The organism is Paenibacillus sp. FSL R7-0204 (genome assembly GCF_038002225.1).
In the GTDB taxonomy this organism is placed as follows: domain Bacteria; phylum Bacillota; class Bacilli; order Paenibacillales; family Paenibacillaceae; genus Paenibacillus_AQ.
On record NZ_JBBOCA010000001.1, the window covers coordinates 147815 to 161417 of the forward strand.

12 protein-coding genes are annotated in these 13603 nt (G+C 53.9%); all 12 read right to left on the reverse strand.

Going from position 1 to position 13603, the window contains the following annotated elements:
- Nucleotides 1-254: 254 nt before the first annotated feature.
- The 12 genes from MKX42_RS00730 to mfd all read right to left on the reverse strand — a co-directional run bounded on the left by MKX42_RS00730 (nt 255) and on the right by mfd (nt 13572).
- Entirely contained in the window at nt 255-755 is a 501-nt protein-coding gene (locus MKX42_RS00730; RefSeq protein ID WP_036696437.1) for a S1 domain-containing RNA-binding protein, read from the reverse strand.
- Nucleotides 756-880: 125 nt separating this feature from the next.
- The gene (locus MKX42_RS00735) at nt 881-1216 is read right to left on the reverse strand and encodes an FtsB family cell division protein (RefSeq protein ID WP_340750460.1); all 336 of its coding nucleotides are present in this window, start codon (nt 1214-1216) and stop codon (nt 881-883) included.
- A 30-nt stretch (nt 1217-1246) separates the two neighbouring features.
- Entirely contained in the window at nt 1247-1810 is a 564-nt protein-coding gene (gene yabQ, locus MKX42_RS00740) for a spore cortex biosynthesis protein YabQ (RefSeq protein ID WP_340750462.1), read from the reverse strand.
- Entirely contained in the window at nt 1807-2091 is a 285-nt protein-coding gene (yabP, locus tag MKX42_RS00745) for a sporulation protein YabP (RefSeq protein ID WP_036723950.1), read from the reverse strand. Before yabP ends, yabQ begins: the two co-directional genes overlap by 4 nt.
- Before the next feature lie 222 nt (nt 2092-2313).
- The gene (locus MKX42_RS00750; RefSeq protein ID WP_036723951.1) at nt 2314-2592 is read right to left on the reverse strand and encodes an RNA-binding S4 domain-containing protein; all 279 of its coding nucleotides are present in this window, start codon (nt 2590-2592) and stop codon (nt 2314-2316) included.
- A complete protein-coding gene (locus MKX42_RS00755) occupies nt 2592-2864 on the reverse strand; it encodes an HU family DNA-binding protein (RefSeq protein ID WP_036723954.1) in 273 nt (90 codons plus the stop codon). The genes MKX42_RS00750 and MKX42_RS00755 overlap by 1 nt, the downstream gene beginning before the upstream one ends.
- A gap of 286 nt (nt 2865-3150) precedes the next feature.
- A complete protein-coding gene (gene mazG, locus MKX42_RS00760; protein ID WP_340750464.1) occupies nt 3151-4650 on the reverse strand; it encodes a nucleoside triphosphate pyrophosphohydrolase in 1500 nt (499 codons plus the stop codon).
- A gap of 77 nt (nt 4651-4727) precedes the next feature.
- Nucleotides 4728-6380 (reverse strand): putative polysaccharide biosynthesis protein, encoded by a 1653-nt coding sequence (locus tag MKX42_RS00765; RefSeq protein WP_340750466.1) that lies wholly within the window; start codon nt 6378-6380, stop codon nt 4728-4730.
- Between the two features lie 212 nt (nt 6381-6592).
- Nucleotides 6593-7135 (reverse strand): stage V sporulation protein T, encoded by a 543-nt coding sequence (spoVT, locus tag MKX42_RS00770; protein ID WP_036723994.1) that lies wholly within the window; start codon nt 7133-7135, stop codon nt 6593-6595.
- A 322-nt stretch (nt 7136-7457) separates the two neighbouring features.
- Nucleotides 7458-8791 (reverse strand): IS3 family transposase gene (locus MKX42_RS00775; protein ID WP_445669354.1). Its coding sequence is split into 2 segments (ribosomal slippage): nt 7458-8410 and nt 8410-8791, totalling 1335 coding nucleotides; the frame shifts between segments, so codons are not numbered across the junction.
- A 217-nt stretch (nt 8792-9008) separates the two neighbouring features.
- The gene (locus MKX42_RS00785; protein ID WP_340750467.1) at nt 9009-10058 is read right to left on the reverse strand and encodes a peptidylprolyl isomerase; all 1050 of its coding nucleotides are present in this window, start codon (nt 10056-10058) and stop codon (nt 9009-9011) included.
- Nucleotides 10045-13572 (reverse strand): transcription-repair coupling factor, encoded by a 3528-nt coding sequence (gene mfd / locus MKX42_RS00790; protein WP_340750469.1) that lies wholly within the window; start codon nt 13570-13572, stop codon nt 10045-10047. Before mfd ends, MKX42_RS00785 begins: the two co-directional genes overlap by 14 nt.
- Nucleotides 13573-13603 lie beyond the last annotated feature (31 nt).

Consider the following 13603-nt stretch of genomic DNA (forward strand, 5'->3'; position numbering starts at 1 on the left):
AGATGCTGTCGGCAATTTGTTCAAAGCCCGACAAAAATAGCCTGCTGCCGTAAGCCTGCTTCATGCGAACCGCTCCCGGATTGATCAAAATCAGCTAACCTGGCAGCAAATCAGTCAACAAAGTCATATGACGCAGTACCAGCTGATTGCACACCTTGTCCACAACAGGAGGAAACTATAGTTTCCTATACAACAAAAAAACCGCGAAGGGCGCAAACGCCCCAGCGGTTTATTTATGATGTGCAAGACTCAGATTATACGCGCTTGGCTCCACGGCCGCCGCGCTTTCCTTCTGTGTTCTTCTTGATCGAAGATATCCGTTCTTCGCTGTCTTTCAGGAAGCGTGACATTTTATCCTCGAATGAAGGTTTACCGGCTGCAGGCTTGAATGGACGCCCACCCCGTTCACGATTGAATCCACCGCCGCCTCCGCCACTGCCGCCACCACCGCCGAAACGGTCTCCACCGCTTGGACGTTCAGGTCTTGGAGCTCTGGGGGGACGTACTTCCGATGCCGGCTTATCAACGGCTTGCTTAATGGAAAGTCCGATCTTGCCGTCCTTGTCAACATTGATCACCTTAACGGTTACTACATCCGCAATCTTCAAATGATCGTTAACATCCTTGACGTAGTTATCGGCGATCTCCGAGATGTGAACGAGACCTGTGACACCTCCTGACAGATCCACAAATGCTCCGAAATGCGTGATGCCTGTCACCTTGCCCTCTAACTTGGTGCCCACTTCAATTGCCATAGAATAAAATGATCCTCCCTTAAAAATATACAGACGAATATAATGTCCATCCTGTCTGCGGTGATTTGATTATACAGTAAAGAGCAAAGCAAGGCAACACAGCATAAGCCTCTTTTCGCCTGCTTTTATTGCCCGGATTGCTCGGTACGGATAGGTGATTCCCCTGCAGGATACATATTGTACCATTTACGCGCTAATTGTCCGATATACTCATCGTCATTCAGCCGCGAGACCTCATATTTCAATTGATTCAGCGTGGCTGTTACACTCTCACTGTTCTCTTTCTTACGGGCGAGCTGTTCGCTCTTGTCGGCGATTACTGCGCTCTGGGCAAAGAAAGTGAATCCGGCCCAGCCGAAGAAAACAGCCATCACAAGAATCCATATAAACTTTCTTCTCTTCGCGCCTGCGGCCGAAGCACTCTGGTTCGTATTCTTCTCTTCCGCAGAGAATCTGTTCATTCAGCTTACCTCCAGTTCCAGGGTTCAAGGTCAGCGCTTCCGCCACCCTGATATCCACTCGGTGATCCTCACGATCCGGGCGCTATGAACGAACCGGGATGCATACGGAGAGGCCCACCTTACAGGAAGTACCCAGATTGGCTTGGTTAGACGCAGCAGCAGCTTAAAAATATAAAGAAGGACCCGGCCGAGCAGCAGTACTGTTCCCTTAACCAGGCGCCACAGCCAGAGAATCGGACCTCCGATGACTATGGTAATGAACCGCCATAGCATCCTGCATACATACTGAACTGACTGAATTAACCTTACCACAAAACGCTGCACCGTAATACTGAAGATCAAAAAATAGATCCATACACCTAGAAAGAGGCCAAGAACGACATAAAACCTCAATTGTCCCTGGTTTCCGGCATAAAGCATGCGAAAGACCAGCAGGGCCGCCCCTATCCAATACAGCAAATCCAGCAGCGCATTCAGCCAATTGGGAAATCTCAGCTTCTGCGACAGCACCCGGTAGCTGTCATAGGCCAGTCCCATGGCAATGCCGGACAGAATCATATAGAGCAGGGTGATCCATTGAACGGAGGGATTCATTTAAACAGCTTGCGGAGAATCCCTTTATTTTTGCCCTGCGCCCCGGGGTCCAGATAAATCAGGGAATGAACATTGCCTTCAAGGGACAGCATTCCATTCTCCAGACTTAAATTCTTGATATGTAAATGAGTCCCCCGAATGGTCAGCTCACCAAGTTCTGTACTCAGCAGAAACTCTTCACTGTCAAAACTCTCCACATTCTGCACACCGGTAAGCTCAATCTGCTTGCGGCTGCGCATGTGCAGATCATGCTGTTTGTTGACTTTGGCTGGCTCGATCATAGCATGTACCCCTCCTTCTTGGTTCTAATCTATGAAGGAAGGACAGGGTATAGAACAGGTGAAAACAAAAAAATAACCCCACAAAGTGGGGCTTTAGCTTCGATGATGACTCAGGTACTTTGCGGGGACCCCAAAACATAAAAATTCTATAAAAAAGAGGTATCCCGCTCCGCCGTCTTCCGGCTTCAGGAATACCTCTTAACCTTGTACAGCGATGATCTGCTACCAGTCGAGTCCCGTGCTTTTGGCAACCGGCTCTTCACGGAGCAGGGTATACATTCCGGCGGCCTCATCCTTGCGGGTCGTTTCCACCAGCTTTTCCACTTTGACCGTCACAAGCTTTTGGCCGAACTGCACGGTAATCTCGTCACCGATCTTCACCGTGCTGCTCGGTTTGGACTCCCGTCCATTGATCAACACCCGGCCCTGTTCGGACACATCCTTGGCCACGGTGCGGCGCTTGATCAGACGGGAGACCTTCAGGAACTTGTCCAGACGCATTAGTTAACGGCTTCTTTGAGTTTGTTGCCTGCCTTGAAGGCCGGCACTGTGGATTCAGGAATTTCGATAGGTGTGCCCGATTGCGGGTTACGTCCGGTGCGGCCGGAACGTTTGCGCGTTTCAAAAGTACCGAAGCCGATCAGCTGTACTTTATCTCCGCTTGCGAGAGCTTCCGTAATTTCACCCAGCATTCCGTTAAGTACGGTTTCTACGTCTTTTTTGGCCAATCCGCTTTTCTCGGAAATGTTGTTTACCAGATCTGTTTTGTTCATAATTTGAAGTTCCTCCTAGGATACAAAAAATAAATGAAAATCAGGTTTACCGGAAAATCACGGCAAATCGTCATTTCGTCTTTATGATATTCTGGATTCCGCCCTCAATTCCTGCCGCGATCCGCCGTTTTTTTTGAAAAAGTAACATCTTGCGTAGGATATGGGGCTTATAGCACTATAACATTATAAACCTCTCATTGCATTTTAAATCAGAGATTTGCGCCAATAATCACAGCATTGCCGTGAAACGCGCGGGATATACCGCAGAAGACTATAATTCTAAAATCTATTGCTTCCGCTCTTCCGCCTTGGCTTCCTGCCAGAGGGCTTCCATCTCTTCGAGCGAGCTGTCCTCCAGCCGGACCCCCTGATCGCGCAGACGCTGCTCAATATACTCGAACCGGGCTACGAACTTGCGGTTGGTACGGGTCAGCGCTTCTTCCGGATCGGCTCCGATGAAGCGGGCCGCATTGGTGGCTGCGAACAGCAGATCGCCCAGCTCCAGCATCTGCTCCTCGGCGGACTGTCCCGTCTCAATCGCCTCCTGAAGCTCGTCTATCTCCTCGCGGATCTTTGCCAGTACATCGCTTGTATTATCCCAGTCGAATCCGACCTTGGATGCCTTCTTCTGCAGCTTGTACGCCTTCATCAGTGCCGGCAGATCCCTCGGAACCCCGCTGAGTGCGGACAAAGCTTCGGGCTTCACGCCTTTGCGCCGCTTCTCCTCGGCCTTCATCCCTTCCCAGTTCTGCAGCGCCTCCTCGGCATCGCCGGCCGCCTGGTCGCCGAAGACATGCGGGTGGCGGAACAACAGCTTCTCATTCAGCCCCTCAATGACATCGTAGACACTGAAGGTCCCCAGTTCCTCTTCCATCTGGGAGTGAAGCATAATCTGGAGCAGCAGGTCGCCCAGCTCTTCCTTCATATGGTCCGGGTCATCCTCGTCAATCGTCTCCAGCACCTCATAGGTCTCTTCGATCAGATTTTTGCGCAAGGATTCATGTGTCTGCTCACGGTCCCAGGGACAGCCCTCGGGACTCCGCAGAATATCGACAATTTCATGCAGCCGGGCAAAGGTGCGGTTACGCGCTTCATCCGCATGGCTCGCCGGAACATATACCAGCGACAGGTTACCATAGCCGTCCAGCCGGTCCAGCTCGTACAGCGGCACCCGGAGAATCTGCTCCTCGCCCTCCACACCAAGCGCATGTGCGGCAATCACCTCATACTCGGGCGGGTACAGCTCCATCAGGCAGAGCTTGGTCTCAGACGCGGTGAAGCTGTCATAGACCTGCCCGATCAGAGTATGCAGCTCCGGGTGAAGCTGGGAGCTGCGGATACCGGAGGCATCCAACAGCTGGAAGCCTTCAATCGGATCAAAGCCCAGACGGACGAACGCTTCATCCAGGAAGCTTTCGCCGCCGAGGATATTCAGCTCAATGCCCGCCTCCGGGCAGCGCCCGCGCAGCAGGGAGACGGCGGATTCGGCCACCATGGGATGCCCCGGCACGGCATAGACGATCTCCGTGCCCTGCGGAGCGGACGCAGCCTTCTCGATCAGCGTTGCCGTAATGGCTTCATAGACCTCGGGGAAGGACGACAGCGACTCATACAGCCCGTCGAAGGACTCCCAGGCGATCTCCATCTCCGCCAATGCAGCCATGACAGGATGCTCTGCGGTTCGCACGTACACGGCCGAGGCCGTCTTCAGCTTCTTGATAATGCCCAATGTCAGCCGGTCCGGGTTCCCGGAGCCCAGGCCGACGATCGTTAATGTTGCGCTCATGCCAGTCTACTCCTTCCAGGCAGCCGCCTGCTGCTATTCGCGAAGGCGGCTGCAATATGTATCTATTGATCTGCGCCTTATGGGAACAGGCGCAGCTTCTTCAGCTTGTCCGCTAAGCGGGGGCCGAAGCCCGGAAGCTGGCGCAGCTCGCTCTCGCTGAGCAGCCGCAGCGCCACTGCGCCGAGTGCGAAGACGGCGCAGCCTGCGAGCACGCCGAGCAGGCTCTGCGCCAGGGCCGCGGTCCGCCCGCCGCCGAAGCCGGCGGCGTCTGCCGCCCAGGCTGCGCCGTGGCTCACGGCTGCGGCGGCCAGCCCCAGGCCCGCGAGCAGCGCCGCGGGCTTCAGCAGGACATCTGCGGCGCGCAGCCGCAGATGTCCCTGCCGGTAGAGCAGCAGCACGTTCAGCGCTGCTGCGAAGAGATGTGCGGCCACGCCAGCGATGGCCGCACCGGTAATGCCCTGCTGCGGGATCAGCAGCAGGTTGAGGGCCGCCTTCAGCGCAGCGGCGGCCAAGAGATGCAGCGCCGGCGCGCGCACGGCGCCCAGGCCTTGCAGCAGCGCGGCGGAGATGATGCTGACCGTGCCGCCCGCGGCGGTGAAGGCCAGCCAGGTCATCGCGCCGCTGCCGGCGGCGTCCCCGTACAGAGCCGTATTCACCGGCTCTGCAAGCACGGCCAGGCCTACGGAGGCGGCCAGCCCGAGGAGCCAGAACCAGCGCAGCGACAGCGTGATTCGCGTGCGGATCAAGGCCTCATCCCGCTGGTACTTCGCTTCGGCCAGCGCCGGGATGAAGACGACCGAGAGCGAGGTCGCCAGCATCGTTACGATCTGCACGAGCGGCAGCCCGCGGTTATAGATGCCGAACTGAGCCATCGCCCCCGTCTCGCTGCTCCCGCTCCCCGCCAGCAGACGGGGAACTGTGAAGACATCGACCAGTCCGATTAACGGAACAGCCAGCGCACCAAGCATCACCGGGAGGCCATAGGCTAACAGCTCGCGGGCAGGAATGCCCTGCTTAGCACTTCGTACGGCCGATGCCGTTCTGTTCTGAAGCGGAGCTTGAGGCAGCCTGTCCTGCAAGCCCCGGCGGTGGCTGCGCCAATACAGCAGCATCACGCCGAGACCGGCGATCCCGCCCCCGGCTGGACCCAGCATCGCACCGGCAGCGATTCCTGCTGCATCTGCGCCAGCGCCCGTCAGATACAGAAGAAGCGCGATCATGACCGCCACGCGTACCGACTGCTCGACCACCTGCGACACGGCAGTCGGCATCATATTATGCAGTCCCTGGAAGTAGCCGCGCAGCGCAGCCATCAGCGGCACCACCGCCAGTCCCCAGGCGCTGCTGCGCAGAGCGGGGACAATATGGGAGCTGCCGACCCATACCGCAATGAGCGGAGCCCCGGCGTAGACCAGAATCCCGAGCAGAAGGCCGCTGGCCGCCGTAATTCCGGCTGATAGCAGCAGCACCCTCCGCCCCTTCTGCAGGTCCTGTTCCACCGAAGCCTCGGCCACGAACCGCGAGATAGCGGCAGGCAGTCCGAGCATCGCCACCGTGACCAGGATCGTATACAACGGATAGACCGTATTATAGATGCCGAACGCGGCGTCGCCGCCCAGATTCTGCAGCGGTATCTTCTGCAGCGTACCGATCAGTTTCGAGAAAATAGCTGCCGCACTAAGAATAAAAGCGCCTTGCAGCAGCTTCGAGCCTTGAGTATTGGATGTCATAATTTACCTGCTTCTACAGCCATAACTGCCATAATATAGAGCTTGCTTGCTTTAACCTAAGCAAATGAATTTCTATATTATAACTTATCTACGGGTAGAAGTGTAAATGCTCCTGCTTCCATTCGTCAGCGGGCTGATTCCACAGCAAAAACCCGCCATTCCCTACGGTTATCATAACCAAAGGAAAAGCGGGGCCCTCCAGCACCAGCTGATTACTGCTCCATTTGCTTGCCCAGGAAGGCTGCGGCTGTCTCTGCCATTTTCACTTCCATTTGGGCCATCTTGACCGAATCGTCCTTATTCAGCAGCACTACGCAGCCGATGGGGTCTCCTCCGGAGATAATAGGCGCTGCCACATACGTGGATAACAGCTCCGTGTGGTCCTTGCTGATGTCATAGCTGCCTGCATTGGTCTCAAGCATCGTTTTACGGCTTTCCATTACCTTTTCCAGCAGCACGCCCACTTGCTTCTCCAGATAATCCTTCTTGGAGCCGCCGGCGAGCGCGATGAACGTGTCCCGGTCCGTAATCATGGTAATATGCCCTGTTCCTTCATACAGCGACTCTGCATATTCCTTGGCGAAATCGCCCAATTCACCAATCGGCGAATATTTCTTCAGTATAACCTCACCATCGCGGTCAACAAAAATTTCCAGAGGATCTCCCTCACGAATCCGCAAGGTGCGTCTGATCTCTTTGGGGATAACAACTCGTCCGAGGTCATCAATACGTCTTACAATACCAGTAGCTTTCATTTCACATGTTGCCCCGCTTTCTTAAGAAGTATGGTCCAACTACTGTCCATTATGGGAATGGTTAATCCCGGTGATTTATCGTAATATCTGACCATAGTATTCATCTCTTCCCAGTTCCTTATACATCCGTCAGCCCGCATATAATTGTTCATGGAGAATGAGAACGCCCCGGCCCGGCATCATTCCAGTTATGGTCACTAACGGGGATTTCTATACCACCACACCATTCTCCGCATTTTCTTCCTTTTGTATCGAAAAAAAGCCGCCCGGATGCATGAACTGTGACCCAATTTGAGGACGGTTTAAAAGAAATACCCTAGAGCTAGCTCGCAAGGAGATGACTTCTGAATTCGTCAGGAGTCATCTTTTTTAATGTCCATTGGTATCGCTCGGAGTTATAGTAGGCAATATATTCCGAAACACGAGCCCTGACTTCCGTAAGATTCTGACAATCTCGAACGCTCATTTCATCTTTCATGTGCCCAAAGAATGACTCCATTGATGCATTGTCCCAACAGTTCCCTTTACGGGACATGGACTGTTGAAAACCTGCCTGCTCCATTTGGAGACGAGTTTTAGGATGCGTGTAGTGCATGCCCTGATCGGAGTGGAAAATGGCTTCTGGATGAAGGTTTTCATCCAGCCGTTCCAGCAGGCGCCGAATGGTCTTTTCAACGAGTGGTAACTCTAGTGTCCCTGCTACACAGTCGGCAAGAATTTGTCTTGTTGCTCCATCTTTTACGCACGATAGATAAGCCCACTGTCCGTTTCCGTACCGCAGGTACGTGATATCGGTTAGAAAGACTTTCTCCGGCTCTTTCTGGTCAAATTGGCGTTTCAGTAAATTGGCACAGGTCTGATGCTCCTGCGTAGCCTTTGCCATCTTACGGTACGGGTTCGCTTGCCGTATGGCCGCGACAAGGTTAAACTTACGCATTAATCGGCGAATCTTCTTGTGGTTCATGGTGACCCCGCTGAGATGCTCCAAACGCATCTTAATCACCAAAGCGCCAGCTCTTCCTTGTAAGGCGTCGAAGTGTTGCTTAATGAGAACAAGGTCACGCTCGTCGTCGGCTGTACGAAGTTGGCGTCTTTGCTCGGAGCCCAGCCATCTGTAATAGCCACTGGTGCTCACGGCGGCGACTTCACAGAGATAACGCGTCATGCGGTTGAGTCCATGGGCTCTCAGGGTGTGATAAATGATCTCGTAGCGCTCCGAAGGGGTTAAGGTCTTCCTTTGTTCCGTTCGAGCGCTTCGAGCTTTTTTAGAAAGTCGACCTCAGCTTCTAGTAATTTGATCTTCGCCTTTGCGCGCTTCAGTTCTTCGTCAGCAGACAAGGGACTTGCAGGCTTTCGCCCAGCGCTGCCTTTGCCACGCCGTTCTTCCAGTAGTCCAAGTTCACCATATTTAGCAAAGCTATCTCTCCAGCGTTTCAAACTATGCTTTGGTTTTTTAGAACCGATGAGATCCAGGTCAAAGCCCGCCCTAAGAAATATTTCTGACGGGGGTGTCCCCTCGTTGTAGGCCTTCACTGCCGACAACTTAAACTCAGCAGTATACGAAATATTCGTCTCGGATACTCGCTGAACATTTGGATTCTTCTCTAATCTTCTGATGCTATCTTCCGTAAATAGGGTTCGATTTAAGTTTCCCACAGCCTTATCCCGCTCCTTTTCCAATATTCTGATTAAAACACAAAAGACCCACAAGAAGGTCACTTTTTTCAAAGTGTCTTTCTTGTGGGTCACAGTTCAGCATGGCGCATCAGGCGGCTTGTCCAACTATATAAATTGAACTAATGGTTTTTATGTTTTGGGATTGCTGTGACTCCAGAGAAGTTTTGGACTTCCGGCCCGCTGTTGTATTTGAATTTTATTTAGCAGCTTCCGTAGCAGCCGGTGCATCTGTAGCGGCTGGCGTGTCACTACCCGCAGCCGGAGCCGGCGTAGCTGTGGCTCCCGCGCTGCCTGCAGCAGCAGAGCTCTTCGGCAGGTTGATTTTAATCTCCAGACTATCCAGGTCCTTCTCCAGGAAGGTCTCCAGGCTGGCAGAAGCCGCAGCGTTCTTCACGGCTTTGAGCTGGTCGGCAGTCAGCGTATCGAAGGCAGCGTCCTTGCGGGCTTCCACCTTGATAATGTGATATCCGAAGGTGGTCTTGACCGGCTCACTGATCGTATTCAGCGGAAGACTGTGGGCCGCAGCCTTGAACTCTGCTACATATTCCCCCAGAGCCTTGTCCTTATATTCACCGCCGGTTTCCTTCGTTTGGGTATCATCCGAGTATTCCTTGGCGACGGCTGCAAAGTCCGCACCGCCATCCAGCTTCGCCTTCACTTCCTGGGCGCGCTTCAGCGCATCGGCATCCGTCCGCTCCTTGCCGGCGCTATCCGTCATGCCAACCAGAACATGGCGCAAAGTAGCCACACTATAATCAACCTTGGTGGCTTCATAATGGGTCTTGACCTGCTCGTCTGTTAATTTCAGCAGCATGTCCTGATATACGGTAAGTACGCGCTGCATATAGGAACGCAGGTCCGACTCGCTTAGATCCTGTTCCTTCAGCGTGCTTTTGTATTTGTCGCCCAGCGCAGTCTTGATAGAGCCGATCTGTGTATCAACTTCTTTCTCCGCAGCCTTCTTCGCTTCATCCGTGGCCTTGTCCGCCAAATATTCAAACGCGACCTCCTGCTTCAGGATGGACTCCTTGAACATATCAATCTCCAGATACTGCGCCTGCTCTGGGGACAGGAATTTCATTACGCGGGTATCCAGATTGAATTCCTTCTGGGTAATGGTGCCGCCCTTATACGTTGCCACCGCAGTATCATCACTTTTATTGCTGCAGGCAGCAAGCATGGAGAAGGACAGGGCTGCGGTCAGCGAGACCACCAGTACCTTCCAGGATTTTTTATTTAACGACATTGTGTAATTCTCCCTTCGATTTTAAAGACTGTTTGGCTGCCGCCAGGAATTGCTCCAGCACATCCAGCAGCTCCTTGTCACCTAAATCTTTCGCTTTGATCCGGATCGTTGCCTTCGCATCCTTATCAAATTGTACACGCCTTTCAAAGCTATTACCAACTTTGGCGAGCTTCGCCGTATCAAAGACCCCGAGGCTGCCCTCGTGGAAATTAAGCATGACCTCATCCCCGCGCCGGACCATGGATTCCATGCCGTACAGCTTACCGTACACCTTCAGCCGGGCCACAGAGAGCAGATTAATAACGGACTCCGGCAATTCGCCGAACCGGTCCAGCAGCTCATCCTCAAGCTCCGAGGCATCCTCGAAGGAGGCTACTGCAGCCACTTTTTTATAGATTTCTATTTTTTGGATACTGTCGTAAATATACTCGGAAGGAAGATAGGCGTCAATCGACAAATCAATGACCGTATTCCCCTGCTTCAGCGAAGTATCCTCCTCGCCCAGCACGCTCACCTTGCGTTTGCGGATTTCCTCAGCCAGCATCTGCGAATACAGGTCGAAGCCGACCGAGGCGATGAAGCCATGCTGCTCCGCACCGAGCAGATTGCCTGCTCCCCGGATGGAAAGATCGCGCATAGCAATTTTGAAGCCGGACCCGAGCTCGGTGAATTCCTTGATGGACTGCAGGCGCTTTTCAGCCACCTCTGTCAGCACTTTGTCGCGCTGGTAGGTGAAGTAGGCATATGCAATCCGGTTGGAACGGCCGACGCGGCCGCGCAGCTGATAGAGCTGGGACAGGCCCATTTTGTCAGCATCATGAACAATAAGGGTATTAACATTAGGAATATCGACACCCGTCTCTATAATACTGGTGCTGACCAGCACATCATACTCTCCGTCCAGGAAGTCGAGAATCGTCTTCTCCAGCTCGGATTCCGACATCTGTCCATGCCCGATACCCACTCTTGCCTCTGGCACCAGCATGGAGATCTGCGCCGCCATTTCCTGAATGCCCTGTACACGGTTGTATAGATAGTAGACCTGACCGCCACGGGCCAGCTCGCGTTCCACAGCTTCCCGGGTCAGCGTCTGGCTATGCTCCACCACATACGTCTGTACGGGAAAGCGGTTCTCGGGTGGTGTCTCAATAACTGACAAGTCACGTACCCCAAGCATCGACATATGCAGCGTGCGGGGAATCGGTGTGGCCGTCAGAGTCAATACATCAACATTGGTCTTCAGCCGCTTCAGCTTCTCCTTGTGGGTCACGCCGAAACGCTGCTCTTCATCGACAATCAGAAGGCCGAGGTCCTTGAAGACCAGATCCTGAGACAGCAGCCGGTGTGTGCCGATAATGACATCCACTGTCCCCTGGCGTACTCCCTTGATCGTATCATTCTGCTCCTTGCGGCTGCGGAACCGGCTCAGCACCTGAATATTGAGCGGATAATTGGCGAAGCGCTCGCGGAAGGTCTCGTAGTGCTGCTGCGCCAGAATCGTCGTCGGCACGAGCACCGCCACCTGCTTGCCCTCTATCGCAGATTTAAAAGCAGCCCGGATCGCCACCTCTGTCTTGCCATAGCCTACATCGCCGCAGAGCAGCCGGTCCATCGGACGGTTCTGCTCCATATCCTTCTTGATCTCTTCAATCGCCCGCAGCTGGTCACGGGTCTCCTCATACGGGAACATCTCTTCGAATTCGCGCTGCTCCTGCGTATCCTTCTCGAAGCCATAGCCAAGCGCGCTCTGGCGCTCTGCGTACAGCTTGATCAGATCATCGGCGATATCCTGAACCGAGCTCCGCACCTTGCTGGTAACCCGGGTCCACTCATTGCCGCCCAGCTTATATACCTTCGGCTCCTTGTCTTCAGAGCCGACATATTTCTGAATCAGGTCAATCTGTTCAATCGGAACAGAGAGCTTGTCGCCTCCGGCATAGAGGATATGCATATAGTCGCGGTGAATGCCGCTGACCTCAAGCGTCCCGATGCCCATATATTTACCGATCCCGTGATTCTGGTGAACCACATAATCCCCGATCTTCAGTTCGGTATAGCTCTTAATCCGTTCGGCATTATCAATGCCCTTGGAGACCTTCCGCGCCTTGCGCTGCTTCTGCGAGAACATCTCACCTTCAGTGATCACTGCGAGATGAATCGAAGGAAGCTCGAAGCCGGAGCCCAGGTTGCCCTGCAGGATCGTCGGCTCCTCGATGCCATAGTCATCCAGTACCCGGCGGATACGCTCCATCCGCTCCTCGCCGTTCGCCAGCATGATAACCTTCACGCCGGACTTGTGCCAACGCTCCATCTCGGATTTCAGCACATTCATCTGGCCATGGAAGTCCTGCATTCCACGGCTGATGAAGCCTAAGATATTCTGTGGCTGAATATGCGGAACCTGACGCAGAAATATCGACATAAACAGGCTCTGGAACGGACGCTGGTACATAATAACATCGCTGTCGACAGAGAGCTGCAGCTCAGGCAGCGTTTTGCCGTTCTGCAGCAAGTGCATATTCCATTCTGACTCATCCCGCTCCAGCTGCTTGGCGGTCTCCAGAAGTCTGGCCGGCTCATCCAGGACAAGCAAAGTATCCTGAGCCATGTAATCATACAGATGAATACGTTCAGGGTAGAGCAGACTGATATATTTATAGACTTCCGGGAAATAGGTACCCTGCCGCAGCATCTCCAGCTCCCGGCCCATCTCCTCACGCAGGCGCAGCTTAGCCTGACGGTCACTCATCTTCTCAAGCTGCCGCTCCAGCATCGCAGACGCAGCGGTAGAAGCCGCATCCTGGCGGAGCTGATCGAATATAATCTCCTTGGCCGGTGTAATCTTCACACTGCGGACCTTATCGATGGAGCGCTGATCCATAGGGTCGAAGGTACGGATGGAATCAACTTCATCATCAAACAGCTCCACCCGGTAAGCCAATGGAGAGGTCATGGGATAGAAGTCGATAATACCTCCGCGCACACTAAGCTCACCGCGGTTCTCTACACGCTCCACCCGCTCATAGCCCATCTCAATCATGGACATGAGGAAGTCATCCAGTGGCAAGGTTCCGTCCTGTGAAACCGTAAGCTGGGCTTCAGCCATGACATGCGGAGCGGGGAGCAGCCTCCGAACGCCGGAGTATGGAACAACTACAATTCCCCGGAAGCCCTGGGCGCAGCGCGTCAGCACATCAATCCGCTGGGCCAGCGTCTCCGGGCTTGAGACAGCGGCCTCAGCCGCCACCAGCTCATTCGCCGGGTAGAGCAGCACCTGCTCCGGGGAAAGCGCTTCCTGTAAATCATCAGCCATCTTCTGGGCTGAGAACATATTATGGGTCACAACCAGCAGCGGACGCTGCGTCTCCTCATGCAGAGCAGCCAGCATGATTTGTCTGGCCGAGCCGGACAGACCGGAGATAAGCTGTTCCTTCATACCTGCTGCGATGCCACGGGTGACAGACTGGAAATCAATATCCTTGGAAAAATCTTCTATAAGACCTTGTAATAACAACAGGTGCACCTCTCTTACTAAACAGGCTGAC